The following is a 25,917-nucleotide window of genomic DNA, read 5'->3' as shown; positions in this document are numbered from 1 at the left end:
ATGGCACTATATCTTCAACAGTCGTGGGCATTTAATTTAGCCGACCAAAGTACAAATATTTCGAACGAAATGAATAAGTGGTCAAATCAATTGACTTCAGGTATGCGCATTACCCAAAATGCGGATGCGGATGCGTATGAGATTTACATGAATCAAGAAAACACTGCGACAAGTTTAACCACAGTGAAAAACTCACTGGTGAATGCTTCAAGTGCATTGGGCTTGGCTCAAACGAGTTTCACCAAAATATTGAGTTTGTTAAATCAAGCCAAGCAGGTTGCGATCAAAGCTGAAAATAACGCGAATGGATCAGGAGATTACACTGACCTTTCGGGTCAATGGGACTCGCTTCTGAGTCAATCGACCAGCGCGGCAACTGGATCAAAATACAACGGTCAATCCCTACTATTAACAATTAAGACTACGACCAATTCAACATCTGGCTCGACAACCACATATACAGGTGGCCTCCTACAAAGTGTAGCGAATAGCGGTACGGGATTAATATACGCGACAGATGGTGCAGGGGGGCAAGGTGGTTTTTCAGTTACGAACGATTTGACTAAAGATCTGAATTTTAGCAATTTAGCTAACGCTAAATTAGATAATTCCACTGATGCAAAAGCTGCTCTAAAGCTTGTAAATACAGCGATCTCGAACATTCAGTCTGATTTAGATGAAGTCACTACTGGTTTGAATAAGATGCAATCTACTTCTGAAAATCTTGGTGCGCAAATCTCTACTACTCAAAAAGCAGCGACTAACTCAACTCAAACAGATTATTCATCGGCCGCGCAAAGCCTAGCGCTTGTTCAATCACGTCAAACGACTCTAATTGGTATGGTGAAAACTAACGTAACCAATGTTAAGCAGCTTTCTCAGCAGCTAAGTCAAATGCTTTAATTTAGCTCAAAATATAGTCTCGCTTCTCGATAGTTTTTGAAGAGGTTAATTCTAGCTGAGCAGCGAGATTATTAAAATACGTTTTAGGGATTAGATATTTAGTGTTTTTTCTGTGTCAAGTTAATATAACCCAATCTGATTGAGAAATAAGTTACACATATTGATAAATATAACAAGTTAATGAGTGCTCCATACCGTTTACTGATTTTTTTCGTGTAATTAATTAACTTGGAGAGTTGTATAATGCCTGTATAGAAAAGGCTCAAGTTCGTTTTTATCATAATACCGAATTAGGGCCTATATCACTTCTAAATCTTTATAGTGTTATTTTTTGAGCAATTGTCGTTAATTTATAGTGAACTTTTCTCTTCACCTATCATATTACTTCTATTACAATTAGTTCCAGTAACATTAATTACATTACTTATATTTCATATAAATACTTGACTTTATCTCTGAGTTGATTTCATGTATATGGGAATCAACTTAGAGATGCGGGTTGTATATGTAGTAAAGAGTATGTGCTTATAGGAAACTATCTGCGTGCTATTCCCTCAAAAATACGCAAGGTTGCAATCTAAGTCAGAGCAACTTTCTATTCGCCCTTTGGATCTTTGCAATCCCGGAGAACGTGAGCCTAACCAATTTGCGATGGTTAAACGATTTGCTTCTCAATTAGTTCCTCGTATTAAAGAATCGCTTATCAAAAGCTTCAAAATAGAGCCAAGCATTCAGTATCAAGTTAGTCGCTGCCAATATTTGTCTGGTATTCAAGATGAAGACTATTGCTGTCAGATAGTTGACAAGAAACACTCGTTATCGGCTGCTATTTCTATATCCACTGCAGCATTGCAGGAGCTAGCTGAGATATTTTTCGGAGGAAATAGTTTATCTAGCAATTCTGAGCGACAAATTAGTCAGACAGAAATCCGTTTGGCAAGGCGTATCGCTAATAACTTGCTGGAAGAGATAAGCTTGGGTGAGTGGATTAAACTTGATTTCAGTTTAGCTGAGAGTGCTGAGCGGGGAATCGCTCTCGGATATTATTACCAGCAAAAGTTTTTAATTCAGTTAGGTTCACTTAACTTTAATATCAACCTTTATTGGCCTGCTGAATTGTTTTCGGTGTTAGATGAGAAACAGGATACTGCGTCGCAATCGATCGCTCAAGTCGAGCCTTTGCTTGAAGAAGTGACCGTTAAACTCAACTCTGTGCTTTCCGAAAAACAAATCTCTTTATCACAATTGACTAACTTGAAAGTTGGCGATGTTCTACTAATTCGTTCTCCCGGAGTGGTGGACGTGCTTTGTGGCCACAAGTCATTGTATAAAGGGCAAATTGTCGATCATTCTGGCGAAAAATCACTACAAATAAAACAAAATCTAACTATTGGGTTCTCTCATGACTGACAACGCTTCTCTTGATAATATTGATTCTCTGCTAAATGATGATGACAAACTATTTGATGATCTCAATGATGCTATTTTAGATGGAATGGAAGATCCAGCTTCTTCTGGGCTGAGCCGTTTTGTTGATATTCCAGTGACACTTACGTTAGAAGTCGCTTCTACAGAAATTAGTATGGGTGAGCTAATGAAAGTGGGTCCAGGCTCGTTGATCGCTCTAGACCAAGATACAAATTGCCAGTTACAGGTAAAAGTGAATGGTAAGTTGATTGCTTACGCTGAAGCGGTAGCGATTGACAATAAATTTGGCTTAAAGATCACTCAGTTGGTTGAACAATCAAATAGACAGAATGCAATCTAAATGAAGCGCTATTTCCTACTAACGCTAGTATTGCTTAGTCTGCCCGCTTTTGCTGATTCTGTAAGTAACATTGTACCAGCTGGTTTACCTTTACTTTCTGTTACCCATACTCCGACAGGTGATCAGTACTCTGTAAAAATGCAAATTTTGTTGCTGATGACAGCATTGAGCTTTCTTCCTGCTGCTCTACTATTGCTCACCAGTTTTACCAGAATAGTCATTGTATTAGGCATATTGCGTCAGGCTCTAGGCTTGCAGCAGAGTCCTCCAAACAAAGTGCTGATAGGAATAGCGTTAAGCTTGACTTTGGTTGTGATGCACCCTGTACTGAACAAGATCATCAAAAATGCCTATCAACCCTATCAGGAGAATAAAATTAGTTTGGTTCAAGCTGCACAGAATGCTGAACTTCCGTTAAGGCATTTTATGTTGGCACAGACTCGGAAAACCGATTTGGCACTGATGTTAAACCTAGCCAAGATGAACGAACATACTCCACTCGCTAAAATTCCTTTTACTTTGGTGATTCCGGCCTACGTATTGAGTGAACTGAAAACAGCATTTGAAATCGGTTTTTATATATATATTCCTTTTATGATCATTGACTTGGTTGTATCAAGTGTTTTGATGTCAATGGGGATGATGATGCTTTCACCTCTGGTTATTTCCTTGCCTTTTAAGCTACTGCTTTTCGTTGTTGTAAATGGCTGGGACTTAACATTCTCTTCTTTAGCGCATAGCTTTGGGCATTGAGCGACTTTATGGATATTCAGTCAGGTTCAATAGTATTTCGTCAGGCGCTCTGGCTGGCTAGCACTCTGGTCACCTTTGTAGTTCTACCGGGACTATTGATTGGCTTAGTGATCAGCCTGTTCCAAGCGGCAACACAGGTGAATGAGCAAACCCTATCGTTTTTGCCCAAGCTATTAATTACTTTCGCCGCAATAGGATTCGGCGGTCATTGGATGCTTTATCAATTGGTGAACTTTTGTCAGCACCTGTTTATAAGTATTCCGCAGTTAATTAACTGATAATGTTTGCTCTAACCTTTGCTCAGCTAAGCACACTTATTGGCCAATTTTGGTGGCCATTCTTGCGGATTCTAGCAGCATTAATCACCATGCCTATATTCAGCTCAGTCCTAATAAGCAATAGGCTAAAACTGCTATTAGCAATGTTCCTGACTCTGTTGGTCGGCCCGTTTATCCATAACGTCCCTGCAATAGACCCATTTTCATTGTCGGCAATTGGCCTAACGTTACAGCAGTTGTTGATTGGTGTTGTGTTTGGTTTTGGTCTTGTACTGTTTTTTACCATATTCACTATGGCCGGTCAGATTGTTTCCACTCAGATGGGATTAAGCCTTGGCTCCATGAACGATCCAGTAAATGGGGTTTCAGTAACAGTATTGGGTAATATTTATCAGGCTGCTGTGATTCTGCTATTTTTCAAGCTTAATGGCCATCTACTTGCACTACAAATCTTGATCAATAGTTTTCAGCAATTACCTATAGGGTTAACGTTTTTCAATAGTCAGCAGCTGATGCTGATTCCTCATATGGCGGCATGGATTTTCGGTTCGGCTTTGTTGCTCATTTTGCCAGCTGTCACTGCTATGTTGCTGGTGAATATTGCTTTTGGCTTGATGTACCGAGCAGCTCCACAGCTCAATATTTATTCGTTAGGATTCCCGATGAATATCCTTTTAGGTGTCGTTATTATCGCCTTAACGTTCAACAGTTTACCATCTCAGTTTAATCAACTTTTCGAGCATCTTTTAGGCTTGCTTAATCAGCTAATGGGAGGGCGTTAAATGGCTGAAAATGACAGCTCCCAAGAGAAATCTCTTGATGCTACGCCGGAAAAGATCCGTAAGGCCCGAAAGAAGGGTGATATCTTTCGTTCTAAAGAGCTGGGCAGTGCATTAGCTATGTTGGGTACGGCATTAGGGCTGAAACTCTTTATTCCGATGATGGCAACTCACCTTGAAGGTTTGTTGTCGTTTAACTTGCGCTATAGCCATAAAGCTCTATTCGATAATCAACGGTTACTGGCTCATATAGGTCAGGCTTTTTGTGATTTTATCGGCTTGGTGTTACCAATGCTGCTGCTATTGAAAATTTTATCGATTGCTGGCGGCTTATTGATAGGTGGCTTGAACTTTTCCGCTGAAAGCTTAAAACCAAGTGCCAAAAAGATTAATCCACTGAGTGGTTTTAAGCGCATGTTTGGTATGAAATCTCTAGTTGAACTCGTTAAATCTTTTTTTAAAGTCCTACTCGTTTGCTTCACGCTTTATTTCGTTATGCGAAGTGATATGCCCACAATTCTCAGTTTAAATCGCTACCCACTAGACCTTGCTTTACTACAGTTTAACCAATTGCTTTGGCATGGTTTTTTCATTATGTCGCTAAGCTTGGTTCTGATTGCAGTATTGGAGATTCCTTATCAGCGCTGGGAATATTACAAAAAACTACGTATGACGGTTCAAGAGGCCAAAGACGAATATAAAGAGATCGAAGGTAAGCCTGAAGTGAAGGCTCAATTGCGTCGACGTCAGAAAGAGATGAGCCGTCGACGCATTTCTCAAGCAGTGCAAGATTCCAATGCTGTGTTTGTTAACCCAACACACTACGCGGTCGCGATTCGCTATAAACCTGAGAAAGACGCTGCACCTGTACTTGTTGCGAAAGGTGTAGATTTTATGGCAGAGCAGATTCGCCAAGAAGCGCAAAGGCATAAGACAATGGTATTAACTATACCGGATTTGACTCGTTCGATTTACTACACGACTAAGCTGGATCAGTCGATTCCAGTAGAGCTCTATCATGCGGTGGCTCTAATTTTAGTTTATGTCAAACGAATAAATGAATACCAAGGTGGTAGAGGGGTCAAACCTAGCTTGCCACATTATGTGATTCCCGACTATCTACAATATTGATTGAAGCTTTATGAAAGAAAAACTGATCACAACCTTCTCATCCATACAGCAACGGAAATTAGGCATTCCTATTTTTGTTTTGATGGTCTTAGCCATGGTGATACTCCCGATCCCTACATGGATGCTTGATGTTCTTTTCACCTTTAATATCACTCTATCGTTAATTGTGTTGTTGGTTGCTGCGTATGCGTTAAAGCCATTGGATTTTTCGATATTTCCAACAGTCCTACTGATCACGACTTTACTGCGCCTTAGCCTAAACATTGCATCGACTCGTGTTGTTCTGCTTCACGGTCATACGGGTAGTGAAGCGGCAGGGCAGGTGATTCATGCCTTTGGTCAGGTTGTGATTGGTGGTAACTATGTTGTCGGCATTGTGGTTTTCGCAATTTTAATGATAATCAACTTTATTGTTGTCACTAATGGTAGTGGTCGGATATCGGAGGTAACGGCTCGCTTTACTTTGGATGCAATGCCAGGTAAGCAGATGGCTATCGATGCAGATCTAAACTCAGGTGTTATAGATCAAATTGAAGCAAAGAGGCGTCGTGCCGAGGTGGCAAAAGAGGCAGATTTTTACGGCTCAATGGATGGTTCGTCTAAGTTTGTAAAAGGCGACGCCATTGCAGCTTTGTTGATTCTACTTATTAACCTGATTGGTGGTACTGTGATCGGCATGATGCAGTACGATATGGGGTTCGCCAATGCGTTTGAAACCTTTTCACTACTTTCTATCGGTGACGGCTTAGTTGCTCAAATTCCAGCACTGCTCCTCTCAGTCTCTGCTGCCATTATGGTAACACGCATCTCTGATGCGAATGATATCGGAGGACAGATTAGTCTGCAGCTATTTGGAAACCCTCGTGTTCCTATGATGGTTGCTATCTTACTTATCGTTATCGGCCTTGTGCCTTCAATGCCACATCTTGCTTTTGTGGGGTTTGGATTGTTGATTGCAAGTATCGCTTATTTAATCAAGCGCAGTTTGCCCGATTTAGCCCAGCTGGAATTGGATGAACAGCAAGAGAAAACTGTCCAGGAAATGGAAGTTGAGTCACATCGAGAACTCAATTGGCATGATATTCCAATTATGGAAAGTCTCTCTTTAGAGCTAGGCTATAGATTGGTGCCTTTAGTGGATGCGAATCAGGGGGGGGAATTAATGTCCCGCATTAAAGGTATTCGTAAGACGCTTTCTCAGCGATATGGTTTTTTATTACCTACAGTTAGGGTGCGAGATAACCTGAACCTCTCACCAGAACAATATAGGATTAAACTTCGTGGTGTCGATATGGCTGGAGGTGTTGTCGAACCTGACAAAATGATGGCGCTTAACCCTGGAGAGGTATTTGGTGAGCTAGAAGGCAAAGTGGTAAAAGATCCAGCTTATGGTCTTAATGCTTATTGGATCGACCCGGTAAAACAGGAAGTTGCGACCGCTTTCGGCTATAGCCTAATTGACCCTGCTTCTGTTATTACCACCCATATGCGAAAAGTGATGATCGAAAACCTTGCCGAACTTCTTCACTATGATGAGGTTCAGCAGATGGTCAATCAGCTGAGCAAGATCTCCGACAGTTTGCAAAAAGAGCTGGTACCAGAAAAACTCAGCATCGGGCAGGTACAGAAGGTATTTCGTTTGCTTCTACGAGAAGATATCCCACTTACTGATTTACTGAGTATTGCGACTACGTTGAACGACTCCGCTGATATGACCAAAGATCCGGTACTTCTAAGCAGTGAGGTGCGAAAAACACTCGGACGGTTTTTGGTATATCATCTGGTGGGAAGTGAGCCAGAACTGACAGTTGCAACTTTGTCGGCTGACTTAGAAAAGTTATTGATGCAAGCTTATAATCAAGCATTTCAAGCTGGGAATATTTCGCCAGAAAATATTGTTCTTGAACCCAGCGTTTCCGAGCAACTGCAGCAACATTTGCCTCTAGCTGTTGATCAATTACAACAATCACCGCATACGCCTATTCTTCTTGTTGCACCACAACTGAGGCCACTGATGTCTCGAATTTGCCGTATTGTCTCCAAAGAGCTCAAAGTGATAGCTTTTAGTGAGGTCCCTGAAGATAAGAGGGTAAATATCGTGGTCAATGTGGGCTAATAAATCGACTATTCATGTTTGATTTTCAATACTGTTTTCTTTGTGAAAGTTAGCTGTAACAGTAATAATGAATAATACGAACAGAATGTACATTAAATAGAAGTATTGAACCTAACAAAGTTCCCAGTTTATTAGGTGTTTCATTCTGTATATTGTTTGCATTTTATTTGGTTATCCATTCGGTATATTGCGTGTGCATTATATGAACGAGCGAATCAAACAAAGTTAAATGTCAAAAGGTTGTGTTTATATATTTATCAAATTTTTAATTTTGATAGTTTGGCTCACCTTTGGCTTGTTGGGCAATTGGCTAATAGATAGAATAAATCAACATAATTTCATTGTTTAAATTTATGAATATCCATTGAATTTTATCTCTGCGCCTGTTACCTTCCTAACTATAAATTTACTTGATAAATTTATAGTTAGGCTTTTCATAATTCTTAGTATTATGTTAAGTAATTGCTAATTGTGAGTACATGGTGTATTGCCCAAAATAGGCACTCTTTGGTTATTAAAATCGGTTTTATATGCCTATTGTTTTGACCATTATTTTATTGCCGAGAATGTGTAAATAATCACTATGAAAATTATGTTCGATACTTGAACTAAAGTGAATTGTTAAGCTCCATAGCTACGGTAGTAATGAAGTTACATGTTTAAATCTTTTCTGACATTATGTTTTACGCTATTTGTAAGTAGTACTTATGCTAGGGTGATAGTGCCTTCACTAGATTCGATTCACTGGCAATTTAGAGGCTCTGTTTTTCGCTGTCAATTGTCGATGAACTACCCCAATCTGGGCACTATTTATTTTCAACGTGAAGCGGGGAATAGGCTAACGCTTAACGTTCACTCAGTTTTTGTACATTTTCCAAGCTTGGTTTCCTATTCTCAAACTGCATCTCCGTGGCAAGAGCTTAAGACATACCCATCGCAGAGTGTTGAGGGATATAGTGCTCATAAAATGGGTGACATACAGCTGCAGCGTCAAGCCCCAGTAAATATTTTAAATGGGATGGTGAGTAGCAAGTGGTACCAGATTAATTTCAAGCAAAACTCCGGCAACCTTGTCTTCGATTTGGCTCCGGTTAATTTTCAATCTGCAGAAAATCAATTCGCTAGATGTGTCGCAGGCTTGTTGCCGAAAGGATTTCAAGAGCTTAAGAAAACGACCTATTACTTTTCTTCCGGCTCCAGTACTTTGAGCGATGCTAAAAAGTCACTGATTGGTGATATTGGCCTCTATGTGAATGCTGATCCTAGTGTTATTGCTGTCCTTGTGGATGGTTATAGCGACGCTAAAGGGAATCGATTAGAAAATTTACGCCTATCACGTATTCGCGCTGAGCACGTGGAAGAGTCGTTGTTGCTAGCGGGCATTCGACCTTCTTTACTCCAAGTTAGAGCTCACGGTGTGCGAGCCTTAATCGGAAATCCGGAATCATCTCTTAATCGTCGGGTTGTTGTACGCCTAGTGAAAAAACCTGCAGGGGGAAAAGATGATGTCTGAAAACACTCAGGAAATCTTGTTAATTGAGCCACAGAAAAATCAGGGGAAACTGTATCAAAAAACCTTGCGTCAAGCTGGGTATCATTGCCAATGGTTTAGCTCATATTCGCAAGCCATCGCCAGTGAGGATACCTGGCCAAGTTTACTTCTTTGTGCCATAACGGATTGGAATGAATCACTCGTTGAGCACTTTGCTCAACTACGCGTACAATATCCTGATGCACGCCTAGTAATTTTGATTCATTTCTCCAATTCCGAACTTGCGGCTAAAGCTATGTGTTTAGGTGCCGAGGATTTTTTCCTATCTCCTATGGATCCAGAACTTTTATTACAACATGTTCATGGGTTGACGGGGCTTTCAGTCTTAAACGACGTAATTGCAGAGGATTGGCAAAGTCGTCGAACACTTCAATTAGCTAAAAGAGTTGCCCGCACACAGGCGACCGTTTTGATCTCCGGAGAGAGTGGTACTGGTAAAGAAGTCTTAGCACAATTTATTCATCGTCACTCTCCTAGACGTGAAGCTCCTTTTGTTGCAGTCAATTGTGCTGCTATTCCAACCAGCATGCTGGAATCAATTCTGTTTGGACATGAGAAGGGTGCGTATACAGGGGCGGTTAATAGCCGCGTTGGTAAATTTGAGCAGGCTGACGGGGGTACGTTGTTTCTTGATGAAATCGGTGAGTTACCTGTAGAGCTACAAGCGAAGTTGTTGCGTGTTCTACAAGAGAGGGAAGTGGAGCGCTTGGGCTCTAGGCATGTGAAGTCGCTGGATCTTCGAGTTATCGCGGCAACCAATCAGGATTTAAAACAGAAAGTTTCGCTCGGTGAGTTTAGAGAAGATTTATTCTATCGCCTTGATGTCTTTCCTCTTAGCTGGGTACCACTGCGAGTTCGTCGAGATGATATTTTGCCTCTAGCGAAGTTCTTTATAGACCGCTATCGCGAAGAGTTGGGTTTTCAGTGCAAAGTCCAGATTACAGAACAAGCGAGAAGCCGTCTCAAGAATTACTCGTGGCCAGGTAATGTACGTGAGCTTGAAAACGTTATTCATCGTACTCTTATTTTATGTAATGGCGAGGTGATAAATGCAAAAGACTTGCTCCTTGCAGATGAAGATTGTTATGAACCCATGATTGGCACTACTGATCCATTTAACCCGGATATTCCTACTAAAGAGTGTAAAGAAACTCCTCCCACTGCTGGAATTTCAAACGAGTTTCAGCCAGTAATTGATGCACTCCAGAGGTTTAACGGCCATAGAACCAAAGCGGCCGCGGATCTTGGTGTGACCACACGCGCTTTACGCTACCGATTAGCGAAGATGAAAGAGCAAGGTATAGATATTAATAGTGTATTGTCGGCTTCTATCGTTTCTTAGACGATCAGACCGATTTATCGTTATTCCAATTAAACTTGAGATAGTCATGAACAGTAATGTTAATCCTTTTATCCAACTGCAAGCGCAGATGCAAAGCATGCAGCTGGAGTTAGACCAACCAATACGGAGTGAGACTACTTTAACCACAGATTTTTCCAGTATTCTGAATAATGCTCTGCAAACAGTGAATGCTCAGCAACAAACAGCGTCGTTGAATATGAACAATGTTGATATGGGAAAGAGCCATGATTTAGCTGGAGCTATGCTGTCGGCTGAGAAGGCAAGCTTATCTTTTGCAGCACTGATTCAAGTACGAAATAAAGCAGTTAGTGCTTATAAAGATGTCATGCAGATGCCAGTTTAGAGGTCAAAGTGGAAAAGACGTTAATGCAGCGCTTCGCATCAAAAGGGAAACTCAATGGCATATCCATGGAGTGGTTAAAAAATAGTAGAGTGCAGTTTGGTGTCATGATCATTTCTGCGGCACTTGTGGCAATTTTGTTGGTGCTATGGTTGTGGAGTTCAAGTATCAGTTACGTTCCTCTATATGGTCGCTATCAATCTGTTGATCAGTCTAAGGTGCTGTCAGTTTTATCTAAATCGGATATTGATGCACGCATTAACCCGTCAACGGGACAGGTATTAGTCGATGCGTCAAAGCTGGATCAAGCAAGGATTAAGCTCGCAGCCTCTGGAGTCAAGGCCCGTTTACCTGAGGGTATGGAAGCGTTGGAAAAGCCGCAAGAGATAGGTGCGACTCAATTCGTCGAGACTATTCGCTATCGTCAAGGATTAGAAGGCCAGTTAGCTCGCTCTATAATGGCTCTTGACCCTATTGGTTATGCCATTGTCCATCTTGGTATTCCGCAGCAGAACCAATTTGTTGGCCGCGCCGAAGGTGAGCCGAAAGCGTCAGTCTTAGTCGAGTTAAAAAATGGTCGCACTTTAGATATCGAGCAAGTTCAAGCAATTGTAAACCTTGTCTCGGGTTCAGTGCCTGCACTGAAGCCTTCGAAGGTAACAGTTGAAGATCAGAGTGGCCATGTACTTACTGCTGAGCTGAATCAACTTAAACAGCCTATCGGGCAAGCGAACTGGCGATTGAAGTATGTCACGCAAGTTCAAGATAAATATATTCAGCAGGTGAAAGAAATCCTAACGCCTGTTCTTGGTGCTAATAACTTTCAGGTGGAAGTTAATGCAAAAGTGGACTTTGATACTTTAGACCAAATGTCGGAGCGCTACTCTCCAAATGATCGAAATATTGTTAGTGAAGATATAAAGAATAATCAAACTACAGGTATGCAGGCAGCTATTGGTATTCCAGGAGCTTTAAGTAATACTCCTCAGGTTCGAGGGACAAAAGCAAACGCAAAACCACAATTAGAGAATCACAATGATGAAACACATCGCCAATTTGCTTTGAACAAAACGGTCAGCAAGCTAAGCCAGACACCGGGTTCAATCAGTAAATTGTCTGTGGCAGTTATTCTCAACAGTGCTGCTCTTGGTACCAAGAAAGGTGCTAAAGCAAGTCAGAAAGAACAAGCGTTAGCGCAAATTAAACAGCTAGTTGCAAGTACGGTAGGGTACAACGCAAAACGCGGTGATACCTTAACCGTAGAACCGATGCCTTTCTTACCAAGTAAACCGTTTATAGCCCCCCCACAGCTACCTTGGTGGAAATCACCATTAATCATGGGTTACATGAAATATGGCATAGCGTTAATTTTGGCTTTGGCTTTGATTTGGATTCTTGGCCGACCATTAGCAAGGTTGCTTATTGGTGAAAAGTCAATGTCGAACTTAGCATTACCTAGCAGCGATGACGCTGACGCTTTATCAGAGAAAATTGTCGAAAATCTCCTACAGGATCAACAAAGCGAAATGCCTCGTCATGAGCGATTTCAGAAGTTTGCTCCTTTGGATAAAAGCCTGGACGGTAGGTTAAAACAGTTGCGACAGTTGGCGGAAAATGATCCGGCACGAGCGGCACAGGTAATCAAACTCTGGATAAAAAATAATGGACACTAACATGACTCAGGTGGCATCTAAACTTCATTCTAACGACGACAATCATAGTGCAGGTACTTCAGAAGCAGCGTTGATTTTGCTTAGTCTGGGAGAACCCTGTACAGCTAAAGTATTTCAACATCTTGAACAAGATGAGTTGAAAAGCCTGAGTGAAGCTATGGTAAAGATAGAAGAATTTTCACAGGAAAAAGTCAATCAGGCGGTAGAGCATTTTTACCATGACTACCAAGAACAATCCGGTATTCATACTCGCGAATATTTAGAGAAGTCGCTTAATATGGCTCTTGGTGAGCCTTTAGCTGGCCATGTTATGAAGAGTCTGTATGGCGATGATATTCGTCATACCTTGATGCAACTTAATTGGATTGAGTCTGCGACTTTGGTTCAGCTGCTCGGCAATGAACACCCACAATTGCAAGCTGTGGTGTTGGCAAGCTTAACCCCAGAGAAAGCCCATGAAGTTCTGTTACTACTGCCTGAGTCAGCACATAATGATCTGTTATATCGTTTAGCGAACTTAAAAGAGTTGCAGCCCGAAACATTGCTGGAGTTGGAGCAGGTGCTAGACCTTTTTGTTGATGGTTTATCACGCAACCAAAGCTGTTCGGTTAGTGGCCTTAATCAAGCTGCTTCTTTGCTTGGAAGAATGAATAAGCAACGTAGTCAGTCCATATTGCAAGTGTTTAGGGACAATGACAATCAGCTCGCGGAGAGTTTGGTTGATGCTATGTTGAGTTTCGATTCCTTGGCGCATCAAAGTGATGAAACGCTTGTGAGGCTTATGGAGGAAGTGCCGAAAACGGTCATGGTGAATGCACTCAAACTTGCAGAGCCAGATGTGACAGACAAGCTGTTAAATAGCTTGCCTGGCCGCTCGACCCGCTATCTTCAGGACGCGATGGAGAGTCAAGAACCTCAGCCGAAGAGTGTTGTTGAAGAGGCTCAGAAAGAGGTTCTTCAAACTCTGAGGGACTTGGCAGAGCAGGGCGAGGTGGAGCTTCGTTTATTTAACGAGCCAATGGTGTAGCAAAGAAAATGAAAAGTGATGCAATGGTTCCGTCTGAAAAACAGCCGAGCTGTACCCCCTTTGCTTTCCCACAGCCCAGTCTACCGGAATCAGAGATATTCGAGGAACTTGGGCCCAAGGAAACTGTCGATTTTGAGTTACAGGATCAGTTGGAAGAAGGATACCGACAAGGGTTTCAACAAGGTGTTGAGGAAGGTCGTGAGCAAGGTCGGTTACAAGGAGAAGAAGAAGGGTACCAGCAAGGTTTTGAGCAAGGACTTATGATGGGTAAACAGAACCTTGATAACCTAGTTGCAGTGGCCGGCCAGTTGCAAAGTCAACTGAGGTCACAATTGTTAAGTCAGCATCAAAGCAATCAGCTACTGGTGTGTGATTTGGTGGAAAATATTGTTCGCCAGGTTTTGCTAAAAGAGTTAAACCAACAGCCGGAACAGATTCTTTATGTAGTCGAGCAGGCCACGACACATTTACCTGATTCAATTGAAGAAGTGCATATTTACCTTAACCCCCAAGATATAGAGTTACTGAAAAGAGAATATCCTGACCAGGTAGAGAATTGGCAGCTGCACAACGATCCTAACCTAGCTGTTGGTGGCTGTATAGTAAAGACTGAACACGCAGAGGCCGATGCGCGCATAGAAAGACGGACGGAAGAGTGCTTACAAACGTTCCGAGAGGCGATGCTGGAACAGGGAAATGCGTGATAAAGAGCTGACTCAACGGCTGGCTAAAGTCTATCAGAGCTTGTCAAAGATTCCTTTAGTTAGGGTATATGGTAGGTTAAGCCGGATAGTTGGTCTCACCTTTGAAGCAACTGGTTGCGATCTCGCCACTGGTGATCGATGTTGTATTGAACGACAAGATGGGTTTCGTATTGAAGCAGAAGTGGTAGGTTTTCACAAAGAAACTTTCTATTTGATGCCGCTTATACATGCTCAAGGGTTTCGTCCCGGTGATAAAGTTATTCCAATGGTTGGCGAGGGTGTAATTTCTGTTGGTGATGCTTTACTCGGTCGTGTGATAAATGGCCTTGGTGTTCCTATTGATGGCAAGCCAATACCGGCAAGCTGCGATAGCATTACTTGGCATGCACCAACAATTAACCCTTTATCGCGTAAACCTATCGATCAGCAGTTGGAAGTTGGAGTCAGAGCTATAGATGGTATGTTAAGTGTAGGTTGTGGTCAAAGGATAGGTATGTTCGCGGGATCTGGCGTTGGTAAGAGTGTCCTATTGGGGATGCTTGCAAGAAATACCCGAGCAGACGTAGTTATTGTTGGATTGATTGGTGAGCGTGGCAGAGAAGTGAGAGAGTTCATCGAGCACTCTCTGGGTGAAATTGGCTTAAAGAAAGCAACCGTTATTGCCGCACCTGCAGATGACTCCCCAGTCATGCGTTTAAGAGCAGCAGAATTGACCCATCGAATGGCGGAGTACTACCGAGATCAAGGTAAAGATGTACTTCTGTTAATGGACTCTCTTACTCGTTATGCAATGGCACAACGTGAAATTGCGCTTGCAGTGGGTGAGCCTCCCGCGACCAAAGGCTATCCACCTTCCGTGTTTAGTTTATTGCCTAAGTTAGTAGAGCGGGCTGGCAATGGGTTGGAAAATCAAGGCTCGATTACCGCTTTTTATACAGTTTTGGCCGAGGGAGATGACCAGCAAGACCCAATAGCGGATGCGACACGTGCCATCCTAGATGGTCATATTGTTCTAGATAGAGAACTGGCTGAGGCTGGTCACTATCCCGCGATTCAATTGGGGCAATCTATCAGTCGTGTGATGCCACAGATTGTCAGTGAAGAGAATTTGCGACAGGTCTACTTCTACAAGTCTTTGTATGCTCGTTATCAGCAGTCTGCTGATCTAGTTGCTATGGGTGGCTATCAGGAAGGAGCAGATCCGAAGTTAGACTTAGCGATTAAAATGTATGACGAAATTCGACAGTTCTTGTGTCAAGGGATGTTTGAAATCAGTAGTCTTGAGCAGACAAAGCTAAGGATGAATGAACTCCACACCAAGTGTGGAGATTTCAACGCATGAAACGAAAAATTCAAACATTAAATACTTGGCAGAAGCTACAAGAAAATCGTCTTGAGAAAATAGAGTCGGAACTGAATAGATCAATACAAAACGTTACCGAATCAAAAGCTCTGCTTGAGCAGCTTGAAGACTTTGCTGGACAATACGGCTTGAAGCCGGGGCGCTGTAATATACTGACTATTAGCAATACTCAGTTATTCACTGATAAATTGCATAAGACCATTGAAATCCAGCGACAGGAGGTCAATAAATATAAAGCTGAACAACTTCGGGTTCAGCAGAAATACAAAGAGCAGTACGTTAGTCATCAGGTCGCGGAAAAACTGCACAATAAAACCAAAGAAAAATGGCAATTAGTGCAAGCTAAACGCGAGCAAAAGCAGTTAGATGAAATGTCGCATTCTGCTATTGCTGCGAAAAAGCGCTAGTACCAAAATCTCATTTTCACCAAGTGAAAAACTTATCAGTAAAAAGCCGTAAACCTCTTCCTTTGTGGGAGAGGAGAGGTCAACCTTCTGCAATAAATCGAGAACTATAATTTGCAGTGGGCTCAGAATCCCCATAAGTTGTTGGAGAGCCGGTCAACATTCGTGTAATCAGTTGGTTTTGTTGTGACATTAACTGACCATTGCGCAAATTGAGCTGATGGCTAGTTTTAATCGTACGAGTGTACACGTCCCATAAGCGAGTAAATTGTTCACGTAGTAGCTCAGGTAGTTGAGCAAGCATACGTTGCATTCCTTGTCGGTCCGCTGATATCCCGAGCACAGCAAGTAGTTGTTCCCGCTGATGACCATTCTTTTCTATACTGGTCAAAAGCTGATGCTGTGTTTGTACCAGTACATTAACCTGTTCAGTATCTAACTCAAGTAAAGCTTCGTGCAGTCTCTCCATTACACTGATCAACTTCTGTTGAATTTTGGTATCTTGCTGGATCACTAAATAGAGGAGTCTTAACTGCTGACCTTTTGTGTCGCTCATTATTTTTATTTACCACTTAGTTCTTGCGCAGAGCTGACAAGGTTATCTGCCAGTTGATTCAGGTCTGGTGTTATTAAACCTTGCTTTAACTGAGCCTTATAAAAGTCAACCTTACTTTGATCTACGTCTGACATTGACGCTAAGCGAGCTTTTGCTGCTTGGGTTAGTAATGGGGATTGTGATTGCTCTGAACTCTTATCTTTTTCCAATGTGGTAATTTTTTCCGCTTGCCTGATTTCTGATAAGGCAGTTGGCTGGTTAAGTTTAATATTCATGACAACCTTAAATTCGTTGTTGATAACAATAGCTTCGACTCATATTCTGGATTGTTTATAGCCACATTTAATCTTTTTAGAAATGCGTTGCTACCATATCTTGTCCTATGACAGTGGCATAGACTTTTCTATGTGAGTTCAGGTTTCGTACTGGAATCTGTTGATTTAATTGTCCACTACGAAGAGCAATCCCTGAAACACTAATATGAATACCATAGCCTTGTGCAGTGATAGTCAAGTGATCGCCAATTCCTATCAAATATGGTTGTCGAATGTTATAAGGCGCAATGATTTCTCCAGGAGATAAGTGACTGGTAGCAATTTTTTTATTGAGTACACGTTCATGTAAAAAGTACCCCCCACGCAGGTCGCTGATATCCATATGGCGATAAGCCAAATCAGCTTGGGTAATTTGGTGTCTGGGTTGTATCGCTTTTCGGCTGACAACTACGTTCGCAAATACATGAGTGTGAACTCTATCATATAAGGTCCAGTTCACTTTTTTACTATGGCAAATCAGCATGACGGAAAACACACCCAGTAAAGGTTTATTGTGCAGCAAAGGTTTGACTACAGGTGTAGAGGGGCATACGGAGATATTATTTAGAATTAGTGGAATGACCGACAGAGTAGAGTTTGTCCCGCCTAATTGGTGAGATAGCTTTTCTAGTTGATTATTTAGCTTATGATGAATCGCTTGATCAATTTGATGCTGAATAGAAGAGGGATAAGCAAGACTATAAAAGGGAAGTCCTATAAACAGAGTAAAAAGCCAAAAAGACCAACGCATAACACAAATTCATTGAATAAAGCTAATGATAGGAATTATATCCCGAATATTGCTATTAGCTAAACTACTAAAGCGTATTTCTCTATTGCAGTTCAATTTCTCCGCTACATATTTCCGCTTCCTTCCTACAAGATGAATTAAAGCGGAAGGTTTTTTTGAATCTTAATCTAACTTAATGATAATTAATAAATAAATAGTTGGCATGAAAATTGCTAATTGCTGGGGGTTTGTAACTTTCCGGAAAAATGATGAGCCTCAACTTGAATCAACTACTTGCTGTTCATGAAGATATGCTGAAGTACCATATTAGTAACGCCGAAGTATTGGCGAGTAATATTGCGAATGTGGATACGCCAAACTATCAAGCTAGGGGGCTGAGCTTTGCTGACTATGTTAAACAAGTCGAAGATCAAATATCAGGAAGTGGTATCACCCCTGAACCAAGTTCAGACCTCAAATATCGAATAGCAGAACAACCTAGCCAAGATGGCAACACCGTAGATATCGGTCAGGCGCAGGCCCGTTTTTCTGAAAATGCGATGGATTATCGCACTAGTTATAGTTTCTTGAACCTGCAGTTAAAGGGGATAAAGGAAGCTATTGATGGTCAAGCGGGCTGATAGAGAAACTCCATGTCATTAGATGTGATTTACAACATTATGGGTTCTGCTATGAACGCAGAAAACATTCGTTTAAATACCGTTGCTTCCAACTTAGCTAATGCTAATAGTGTTGGAACAACTCAAGCTACAACATATCACGCCAAGCAAGCGGTATTTTCCACTGTATACAATAACAGTTTTTCGCCAAACGATTTTGCAGCAACGGTCAAGGTTGCTGGAGTCATTAACGATTCCCAGAAACCACTTGAAAAGCTTTATGAGCCGAATAACCCAAAAGCGGATAAAGCGGGTTACGTTTATTCACCCAATGTGAATACCGCTGAATCTATGGCCAATATGATATCCGCATCGCGAAGCTACTCTACTGATATCAGCGTTCTCAACAGTGTGCGTTCCATGCAATCCAAACTCTTGACCTTAGGTGATTAACCAATGACTACGGTTACCAATACTACTGCCAGCAGCAGTACTTCGACCAATAGCATGCTATCTAGTGCTGCGACATTGGACTCAGATATGTTTATGAAGCTGTTTTTAGCACAGCTAAAAAATCAGGATCCAACCAATCCGACATCAAACGCTCAGTTGCTGCAACAGCTTTCCGAGATGAGTAACTCTCAATCTCTTCAATCTCTTCAATCTCAGGTTGAAGGTTTGGCCTATGGAATGAACACCGCGATTGATCTGCAAGCTACCAGTATGGTAGGGAAAGAGATCTTATTCCAATCTAATACTGCCAAGCTAACTCGAGGGGGCAAGGTTAGCGGGCAGCTAAACCTTAGCAAAGCCGCAAATGACGTAACACTGCATATCTATAATTCTAAGCAACAGTTAGTCGATACGATTGACCTAGGTAATAAGGATGCTGGTGCAGTTCCCTTTACGTTGGATCAGAGCAAACTCAAACTAGCTCCGGGAACTTATACCATATCAGCATCTGGAATGGTTAGCGGAGCTTCAGCCTCAATCATGCCAAATATGGCAGCCAAAGTAGATAGTGTTGAACTGACAGCAAGAGGCGTGGAATTAGTCTTAGATGGTGCTGGCACTATTCCAATTACAGAAGTTACTCAAATCACTGGAGATGGAGATGACTCCTTTTCCAGTATGAAAAAAGAGCAGAGCACTCTGCAAGCTCTAAAAGCCTTAGTCTAAAATGAACTGGAGTTAATATGTCATTTTTTATCGGTTTAAGTGGTCTAAATGCTGCCAGTGAAGAACTGGAGGTGACCAGCAATAATATCGCTAACGTCAATACGGCGGGTTTTAAGTCTTACCGAGATCAATTTTCTTCGGTATACAATCAGTATGCTCCTGGCGGTGTCACTTTATCCTCACAAACACAAAGTTATTCTCAGGGTAGTATCGAACAGACGGGCAGTGCGCTAGACATGGCTATAGAAGGCGGTGGTTTTTTTGTTGGTATGAAGAATGGGCAGCAGGTTTATACACGCCGTGGATACTTTCAGCTCAATGCACAAGGCTTTATCACTGATGACCAAGGCATGGATTTGCAAGGACATCCAGTTGATAGCACCGGTGCAATTGAAAACGGTGTGGTCAGCAACCTTTCAATCAATAAAGGTAATCTCGCTGCTCAGCAGAGCAAGAACGTGACTATTAACGCGAACCTAAATGCTTCCGATACTGCTCCGACAGTTACGACTTTTGATCCTACTGACGCCAACTCATATAACTCATCTTCCTCTGTGAATGTTTATGACAGTTTGGGTAAGCAACACACCCTAAAAGAATACTATGTAAAAACAGGAGAAAACAGTTGGAATGTTCACTATACAATGGACGGGAAAGCTGTAAATAGTGGTAAACCAGAAACATTGAAGTTTGACTCCAACGGGAACTTAACGGGGTACACTCCTCAATCAATCGCATTTAATCCTGGTAGCGGTGCGAATACCATGACAACCAAAATTGACTTGAGCAATATGACTCAGTTTGCCTCAGACTTCAGTATTGCTAAAGCCACTACTGATGGTTATGCATCAGGTCAATTCACTAATGTTTCGGTCGATTCATCCGGTAACATTTACGCCAATTACAGTAACGGCCAGAAGAAGCTTGAAGGCCAAGTCGTTGTTGCATCTATTCCTGATGAAACAGAGCTTAAACCCGTTGGAAGCACTTCGTGGATAGCGACAACAAGTTCAGGGAAACCTGTCATCGGCACTCCAGGAAGTGGTCAATTGGGAGCGTTAGAGGGTGGAGCGATTGAACAGTCGAATGTTGACCTGTCTTCACAGCTCGTCAACTTGATTACTGAGCAACGTAATTATCAAGCCAATGCTAAATCTATCTCTGCGGTAAATAAGATGGATACTGTATTGATGCAAAGTATGTAGGTGAGTGTTAAGTGGATCGCTCTATTTATATTGCCATGACGGGAGCCAACGAAGCGATGGAACAGCAAAACCTGACTGCGAACAATTTGGCTAACGTTAATACGACAGGTTTTCAAGCACAAATCGCTAATGCTGAAAGTAAGAACGTAGCTGGTAATGGTTGGCAAACACGTACTATGGCAGTAGAAGGAGACACCGGTATATCTGGATCGATAGGTAGCGCAATCGAAACCGGACGTATGCTGGATGTAATGCCTTCGGCCAATGGCTATTTGACGGTATTGGACTCTTCAGGGAAAGAGGCTTATACCCGAGACGGCAACATTCAAATTACCGCTAGTGGCGAATTAATGATACGGGGCCATGCGGTTTTGGGTACATCTGGCCCTATCATACTGCCACCAGACTCAAGTTTACAGATTGGCACTGATGGTTCCATCGAAACTCAACAACCCGGTGGTGCTGGAGTCGTTGAACTTGCGAAACTTAAGTTAGTACATGCTAAGGCTTCTACTTTGAAACGCGGGAGCAATGGGCTGATATACACACGGAGTGCCCGAACGTTACCGGAGTCTAGTGCCACTTCAGTACAGTCTGGAATGTTGGAAGGAAGTAATGTTAATTCCGTTAAGCAGATGGTATCTATGCTCAATGCTAGCCGCCAATATGATTTACAAGTCAGAGTGATGCAAACCGCCAGTCAACTTGAAAAATCCGGTGACACCTTGTTGCAACCGGCAAGCTAAGATACAGAGGAAATCATGAATCAATCACTTGATATCGCTAAAACAGGTTTAACAGCGATGCAGGACGAGATGAACATCATCTCAAACAATCTAGCGAACGTGAATACCACTGCGTTTAAAAGCGGCAGAGCTTCCTTTGAAGATCTGTTTTATCAGACGGAGCAGACTGCTGGTGGAATGGTTAACCAACAGAATGTGAAGCCAGTAAGTATTCAGTTTGGTACCGGGGTAAAAATGACAGGTACTGAGAAAATCTTTACTACTGGAGACATAAAAACAACGGGTCAACCTTTAGATCTAGCAATCTCAGGTCCGGGGTTCTTTCAAGTACAAAAAGCGGATGGAACTATTGAATATACTCGTGACGGGCAATTTCAAAAAAGTCCAGATGGCACATTGGTCACTAGTGATGGGCTACCTCTAAATCCGAATATAACCATCCCACAGGACGCTACCAGTGTCACTATTGGCACGGACGGTACGGTATCGATTACTGAAGCAGGTAACAGTAATTCACAAACACTTGGCCAAATCAGCTTGGTTAGATTTATTAACCCTACAGGCCTAAAAGCGTTAGGTGGCAGTTTATACCAACAAACAAGTGCAAGTGGTCCTGCGAATGAATATACCCCAGGGCAATCGGGTACTGGTCAGTTAAAGCAAGGGGCTTTAGAAGGCTCGAACGTAAGCGTGGTACAGGAAATGGTAGCGATGATTTCGACTCAGCGCGCTTACGATATGGACTCTAAAATGGTCACGGCGACTGACCAGATGTTACAGAAAATCAGTCAGGTGAGCTAATCCGTGTACAGACGTTTTACATTGTGTAGCGTGGTGATTGCACTGTTAAGCGGTTGTGTTTCCCCTCTTAAAGATCCGACTCAAGGGGAGGATGGCTATTCCGCCCATAATTTTCCTTCCGCAAAGGTGGAGCATCAAAATGGCAGCCTTTTTGGTGGACGTTCTTCTTTAATGTTATTTAGTGATCACCGAGCACATAAAGTCGGAGACATTATTACCGTAGTATTAGATGAGCATACAGTTTCTGCCCATAAATCAGGCACTAGTATTGATAAAAGCAATGCGGATAATATCAGCTCTCCAGTGATCTTCGGCAACACTGGAGGGGGGAATTTACAGACTGGCTTAGCTTCGAACCACAAATTTGATGGCAGCACGAATTCGATGCAGCAAAACCTGTTACAGGGGCAGTTGACCGTTGTTGTACAGAAAGTGATGCCAAATGGCGTGCTGTTTATTAAAGGGGAAAAGTGGATCAAGTTAAATCAAGGGACCGAGTATGTTCGCGTGACGGGCTACATCAGGCCAGAAGATATTAATGACCTCAATGAAGTCTCATCACAACGTGTCGCAGATGCAAATATCGCTTACTCCGGAACGGGCGCATTGGCGGACGCGAATCGTCAGGGTTGGTTAAGTCGATTCTTTAGTAGTAAGTGGTTCCCGTTCTGAGGTAGTAATGAAATTACGTTCATTTTTGATATTGTTCTGTTTGCTGCTTGGGCAAACAGCACATGCTGAAAGGCTGCTGAATCTTGTGAATATTCAGGGGATCCGTAGCAATAAACTAGTTGGATATGGACTCGTTGTCGGCCTGGATGGCTCAGGTGACCGTACCAGTCAAACTCCTTTCACTTCACAGTCGATTAAAAATATGCTCGACCAATTTGGAGTTCAGTCTGACGGTCGAGTTGATCTACGTAACGTCGCGGCAGTGTCAGTTACTGCCAGTTTGCCTGCTAATATGCAGCCGGGTCAAACTATTGATGTAACGGTTTCCTCCATTGGTGACGCATCAAGCTTAAAAGGTGGCACGCTGTTAATGACACCAATGAAAGGCATGGACGGAAATATTTATGCGGTAGCGCAAGGCAATCTGATTGTTGGTGGCGTTAAAGCACAGGGTAGGACTGGAACGGGCATAACAATCAATTTACCAACTGTAGGCCGAATACCTGGTGGAGCGACAGTTGAACGCACCGTACCTTCTGGATTATCTAAATCTCGCACGTTGCTATTAAGTTTACGTGATCCAAGTTTCGTCACCGCTAGAAATATCGAACGGGCCATCAATGGTGTATTTGGTTCGAGTGAAGCGGAAGCGCTTAATGAACGTTCAGTCAAAGTAAAAGTCCCTCTAAATTCTGATCAAAGGGTGACGTTTATGGCTATGTTAGAGCAACTAAATGTGCAGGCAGGAGATCCACCAGCAATCGTTGTTATCGATGCTCGTACTGGTACTGTGGTTATGGGGGGAGACGTGAAACTACGTCAAGCCGCCGTCGCCCACGGTAACTTGGTTGTTCAGATCAGCGAGAAATATAACGTTAGCCAACCGCCACCTTTTAACAAAGGTGGTAGAACTGTGGTTACACCAGAATCTAAGGTCAAAATTAAAGGAAATAATCCAACGCATGTATTCCTACTTCCTGCTGGAGCCACATTAGCGAAAGTAGTAGCGGCCCTTAATAGCGTTGGGGCTTCTACGACAGATTTAATGGCCATTCTTGAGGCTCTGAAAAAAGCGGGTGCCTTAGAAGCTCAGCTGAAAGTGATTTAATACTATGACGATTAACTTTAACAATCAGGCCTACTTTGATACCTCCGAGTTACAAAACATGGAGGGACAAGGAAAAAATAGTCAGGCTCTGGATGGAGCTTCCGATCAGTTTGAAGCCTTGTTTTTGCAAATGATGCTAAAGAGTATGCAGAAAACCAATGAGACTCTGGAGAAAGGAAGCATGTTCTCCAGCCAGAATCAGCAGCTCTATCAAGGTATGTATGACAATCAGTTGGCTTTTGAAATGAGCCAACAACATGGTTTAGGCCTATCAGAAATGCTCGTTAAGCAGTTAGGTGGTGACGTGTCCAAGGTTGTCCGAACTGGCGATTTCGTAAATGGAAATAGCAAAAATAAAGTATAAACAATCTCTTGATTGGGCCGAATGTATTTGAAACTGAGGTCTGGGTGGATTAGGTAAGTATGAACATTATCAACATTGCCGAAAGCGGTGCTGACGCAGCAAAAGCTTGGCTCGATATAACGTCGCAAAACATATCCAATGAACCGAACGAAAATTACTTTCGAGAAGGGGTAAGCGTCTCTTCTGTAGGAGTCGATTCTGGTGGTGGCGTTAAGGTTAATGGGTTTGTCCGCTATAGTGATTCTTGGGCGAATCAACAAGTACGGAGTCAAACAGGTGAATTAGCTGGGTACAATACTCAGTACACTTGCCTAAGTAATATTGATACCTATTTAGGTAGTAACGGCACGTCTATCAATACTGGAATTCAGAGTTTTTTCTCGTCTCTGACAAAAGCTCAGGCAGATCCATCTAGCAGCAGTTATCGCCAGTCGGTTTTGAGCCAAGCCACACAGCTAGCGAACCTGTTCAATACAGCCAGCTCCCAAATTAATAAATGGACTGATAACGTTAAGCAGCAGCTACAAAGTACCATTCCACAAACAAACCAGTTATTGACTCAAATCGCTAAGCTGAATAAGCAAATAGTCGCCGGGAAAGCGACAGGCCAGAACGTTAACTCACTCATAGATCAACGTGAGGGCGATTTGAAAACCTTGTCAAAAAGCTTAAGTGTTAAAACGCTTCAGCAGCCAAATGGAAGTGTCAATGTCATGCTGAGCAATGGTAACGCTTTGATTACTGGCTCAATGGCAAGTCAGCTAAAGTTAACCACTGGAGCGAGTGGGATTCCCGGAGTCGATCTAGTTGCGGGTGGTCATGAATCCAGCTTGAACTTGACCAAAGATAGCACTCTGGGTGCCTTAATCAATGTCAACCTAAAAACCTTACAGAACCTGAAAGGCAAAATAAATTCACTTGCGAAGCAGTTTGCTGATAGCTTCAACAAGCTCCAGTCTCAAGGTTCAGATAAAAATGGTAATCCTGGAACAGCCCTGTTTAGTTATAACGCAAACGATCCAGCAGGGAGCCTAAAAGTTGCGATAACTGACCCAGCTATACTGGCATTTGCCGCTTCTGGATCTGGACCTGGTGATGGGAGCAATCTAAATAAGATGATTGCGCTGAACTCTCAATCCTTTTCAGCACTTTCAGGGAGTAGCTTTAGCGGGTTTTATTCCAGTGTGGTCAACCAGAATGCGAATGCTACTGCAACGGTGAAGTCTCAGGTGTCAACGGCAAGTAGCTTATTAGCTTCGGCAAATGCTCATCAGCAATCTGTTAGTGGTGTAAATATGGGCACCCAATCAGCGAATTTATTGCGCTATACCCAAGCCTATCAGGCGAATGCGAAGGTGCTGTCTACCGCTAGCACTATCTTCAATGCTCTACTGAATATGACGAGCTAAGAGGCGAATATGACTAATTCGATTACAAACTTTATTACCTATAGTGAGTTTTTACAGGG

At 42.4% G+C, this 25,917-nt stretch carries 29 protein-coding genes; 26 read left to right on the top strand and 3 right to left on the bottom strand.

The window, feature by feature from the left end; translation table 11 throughout:
- From L7A31_RS12760 to fliJ, 16 genes are all read left to right on the top strand, one after another.
- Entirely contained in the window at positions 1–903 is a 903-nt protein-coding gene (locus L7A31_RS12760; RefSeq protein ID WP_237362134.1) for a flagellin N-terminal helical domain-containing protein, read from the top strand.
- Between the two features lie 543 nt (positions 904–1,446).
- The gene (locus tag L7A31_RS12755; RefSeq protein ID WP_237362132.1) at positions 1,447–2,313 is read left to right on the top strand and encodes a FliM/FliN family flagellar motor switch protein; all 867 of its coding nucleotides are present in this window, start codon (positions 1,447–1,449) and stop codon (positions 2,311–2,313) included.
- Entirely contained in the window at positions 2,306–2,671 is a 366-nt protein-coding gene (locus L7A31_RS12750; RefSeq protein ID WP_237362130.1) for a FliM/FliN family flagellar motor switch protein, read from the top strand. The genes L7A31_RS12755 and L7A31_RS12750 overlap by 8 nt, the downstream gene beginning before the upstream one ends.
- Positions 2,672–3,424, top strand: a complete 753-nt coding sequence (gene fliP, locus L7A31_RS12745) for a flagellar type III secretion system pore protein FliP (protein WP_237362127.1) — start codon at positions 2,672–2,674, stop codon at positions 3,422–3,424.
- Positions 3,425–3,432: 8 nt separating this feature from the next.
- Entirely contained in the window at positions 3,433–3,702 is a 270-nt protein-coding gene (locus L7A31_RS12740) for a flagellar biosynthetic protein FliQ (RefSeq protein WP_237362124.1), read from the top strand.
- Positions 3,703–3,704: 2 nt separating this feature from the next.
- Positions 3,705–4,484: a flagellar biosynthetic protein FliR gene (gene fliR / locus L7A31_RS12735; protein ID WP_237362122.1), complete on the top strand. Its 780-nt coding sequence runs from the start codon at positions 3,705–3,707 to the stop codon at positions 4,482–4,484.
- Entirely contained in the window at positions 4,485–5,612 is a 1,128-nt protein-coding gene (gene flhB, locus L7A31_RS12730) for a flagellar biosynthesis protein FlhB (RefSeq protein WP_237362120.1), read from the top strand. It abuts the gene before it with no gap.
- A gap of 10 nt (positions 5,613–5,622) precedes the next feature.
- Positions 5,623–7,728 carry a flagellar biosynthesis protein FlhA gene (gene flhA, locus L7A31_RS12725; protein ID WP_237362118.1) on the top strand — a complete coding sequence of 702 codons (2,106 nt, stop codon included), beginning with the start codon at positions 5,623–5,625 and terminating at the stop codon, positions 7,726–7,728.
- 655 nt (positions 7,729–8,383) lie between these two features.
- Positions 8,384–9,241: an OmpA family protein gene (locus L7A31_RS12720; RefSeq protein WP_237362116.1), complete on the top strand. Its 858-nt coding sequence runs from the start codon at positions 8,384–8,386 to the stop codon at positions 9,239–9,241.
- Positions 9,231–10,622 (top strand): sigma-54-dependent transcriptional regulator, encoded by a 1,392-nt coding sequence (locus L7A31_RS12715; RefSeq protein ID WP_237362108.1) that lies wholly within the window; start codon positions 9,231–9,233, stop codon positions 10,620–10,622. The genes L7A31_RS12720 and L7A31_RS12715 overlap by 11 nt, the downstream gene beginning before the upstream one ends.
- Before the next feature lie 46 nt (positions 10,623–10,668).
- Positions 10,669–10,986 carry a flagellar hook-basal body complex protein FliE gene (fliE, locus tag L7A31_RS12710; protein ID WP_237362106.1) on the top strand — a complete coding sequence of 106 codons (318 nt, stop codon included), beginning with the start codon at positions 10,669–10,671 and terminating at the stop codon, positions 10,984–10,986.
- An 8-nt stretch (positions 10,987–10,994) separates the two neighbouring features.
- The gene (fliF, locus tag L7A31_RS12705) at positions 10,995–12,656 is read left to right on the top strand and encodes a flagellar basal-body MS-ring/collar protein FliF (RefSeq protein WP_237362104.1); all 1,662 of its coding nucleotides are present in this window, start codon (positions 10,995–10,997) and stop codon (positions 12,654–12,656) included.
- On the top strand, positions 12,646–13,683 hold the full coding sequence (locus L7A31_RS12700; protein WP_237362102.1) for a FliG C-terminal domain-containing protein: 1,038 nt from the start codon (positions 12,646–12,648) through the stop codon (positions 13,681–13,683). The genes fliF and L7A31_RS12700 overlap by 11 nt, the downstream gene beginning before the upstream one ends.
- A 23-nt stretch (positions 13,684–13,706) precedes the next feature.
- Positions 13,707–14,387, top strand: coding sequence for a FliH/SctL family protein (locus tag L7A31_RS12695; protein WP_237362100.1), 681 nt, complete (start codon positions 13,707–13,709; stop codon positions 14,385–14,387).
- Positions 14,380–15,729 carry a FliI/YscN family ATPase gene (locus tag L7A31_RS12690; protein WP_237362098.1) on the top strand — a complete coding sequence of 450 codons (1,350 nt, stop codon included), beginning with the start codon at positions 14,380–14,382 and terminating at the stop codon, positions 15,727–15,729. Before L7A31_RS12695 ends, L7A31_RS12690 begins: the two co-directional genes overlap by 8 nt.
- Positions 15,726–16,157, top strand: a complete 432-nt coding sequence (gene fliJ, locus L7A31_RS12685; RefSeq protein WP_237362096.1) for a flagellar export protein FliJ — start codon at positions 15,726–15,728, stop codon at positions 16,155–16,157. The genes L7A31_RS12690 and fliJ overlap by 4 nt, the downstream gene beginning before the upstream one ends.
- 79 nt (positions 16,158–16,236) lie before the next feature.
- Here the strand turns inward: fliJ and flgN are convergent, their stop codons facing one another.
- From flgN to flgA, 3 genes are all read right to left on the bottom strand, one after another.
- A complete protein-coding gene (flgN, locus tag L7A31_RS12680) occupies positions 16,237–16,710 on the bottom strand; it encodes a flagellar protein FlgN (RefSeq protein ID WP_237362094.1) in 474 nt (157 codons plus the stop codon).
- 5 nt (positions 16,711–16,715) lie between these two features.
- Positions 16,716–16,985 (bottom strand): flagellar biosynthesis anti-sigma factor FlgM, encoded by a 270-nt coding sequence (locus L7A31_RS12675; protein WP_237362092.1) that lies wholly within the window; start codon positions 16,983–16,985, stop codon positions 16,716–16,718.
- A 76-nt stretch (positions 16,986–17,061) separates the two neighbouring features.
- Positions 17,062–17,775 (bottom strand): flagellar basal body P-ring formation chaperone FlgA, encoded by a 714-nt coding sequence (gene flgA / locus L7A31_RS12670; RefSeq protein WP_237362091.1) that lies wholly within the window; start codon positions 17,773–17,775, stop codon positions 17,062–17,064.
- A 260-nt stretch (positions 17,776–18,035) separates the two neighbouring features.
- On the opposite strand from flgA, the gene flgB reads away from it, so the two are divergent.
- From flgB to flgK, 10 genes are read left to right on the top strand one after another with little or no spacing between them, the layout of a single operon-like run.
- On the top strand, positions 18,036–18,395 hold the full coding sequence (gene flgB, locus L7A31_RS12665) for a flagellar basal body rod protein FlgB (RefSeq protein ID WP_237362090.1): 360 nt from the start codon (positions 18,036–18,038) through the stop codon (positions 18,393–18,395).
- A 12-nt stretch (positions 18,396–18,407) separates the two neighbouring features.
- The gene (gene flgC / locus L7A31_RS12660; RefSeq protein ID WP_237362089.1) at positions 18,408–18,827 is read left to right on the top strand and encodes a flagellar basal body rod protein FlgC; all 420 of its coding nucleotides are present in this window, start codon (positions 18,408–18,410) and stop codon (positions 18,825–18,827) included.
- A gap of 3 nt (positions 18,828–18,830) precedes the next feature.
- On the top strand, positions 18,831–19,553 hold the full coding sequence (locus tag L7A31_RS12655; RefSeq protein ID WP_237362088.1) for a flagellar hook assembly protein FlgD: 723 nt from the start codon (positions 18,831–18,833) through the stop codon (positions 19,551–19,553).
- Between the two features lie 17 nt (positions 19,554–19,570).
- Entirely contained in the window at positions 19,571–20,758 is a 1,188-nt protein-coding gene (gene flgE, locus L7A31_RS12650; protein WP_237362087.1) for a flagellar hook protein FlgE, read from the top strand.
- Positions 20,759–20,769: 11 nt separating this feature from the next.
- Positions 20,770–21,504 (top strand): flagellar basal body rod protein FlgF, encoded by a 735-nt coding sequence (locus L7A31_RS12645; RefSeq protein ID WP_237362086.1) that lies wholly within the window; start codon positions 20,770–20,772, stop codon positions 21,502–21,504.
- 15 nt (positions 21,505–21,519) lie between these two features.
- The gene (gene flgG, locus L7A31_RS12640) at positions 21,520–22,305 is read left to right on the top strand and encodes a flagellar basal-body rod protein FlgG (protein WP_237362085.1); all 786 of its coding nucleotides are present in this window, start codon (positions 21,520–21,522) and stop codon (positions 22,303–22,305) included.
- Positions 22,306–22,308: 3 nt separating this feature from the next.
- Positions 22,309–22,977, top strand: coding sequence for a flagellar basal body L-ring protein FlgH (gene flgH, locus L7A31_RS12635; RefSeq protein WP_237362084.1), 669 nt, complete (start codon positions 22,309–22,311; stop codon positions 22,975–22,977).
- A gap of 7 nt (positions 22,978–22,984) precedes the next feature.
- Positions 22,985–24,085 carry a flagellar basal body P-ring protein FlgI gene (locus tag L7A31_RS12630; RefSeq protein WP_237362082.1) on the top strand — a complete coding sequence of 367 codons (1,101 nt, stop codon included), beginning with the start codon at positions 22,985–22,987 and terminating at the stop codon, positions 24,083–24,085.
- 4 nt (positions 24,086–24,089) lie between these two features.
- Entirely contained in the window at positions 24,090–24,449 is a 360-nt protein-coding gene (locus tag L7A31_RS12625) for a rod-binding protein (RefSeq protein ID WP_237362080.1), read from the top strand.
- Between the two features lie 59 nt (positions 24,450–24,508).
- Complete coding sequence (gene flgK / locus L7A31_RS12620; protein ID WP_237362079.1) at positions 24,509–25,858, top strand: flagellar hook-associated protein FlgK; 1,350 nt, start codon at positions 24,509–24,511, stop codon at positions 25,856–25,858.
- Positions 25,859–25,917: the final 59 nt, after the last annotated feature.

Origin of the sequence: Vibrio marisflavi CECT 7928, assembly GCF_921294215.1 — a bacterium.
Taxonomy (GTDB): Bacteria; Pseudomonadota; Gammaproteobacteria; order Enterobacterales; family Vibrionaceae; genus Vibrio; species Vibrio marisflavi.
Note: the sequence above shows the minus strand (reverse complement) of the source record. Positions and strands in the feature narration are given on the sequence as shown.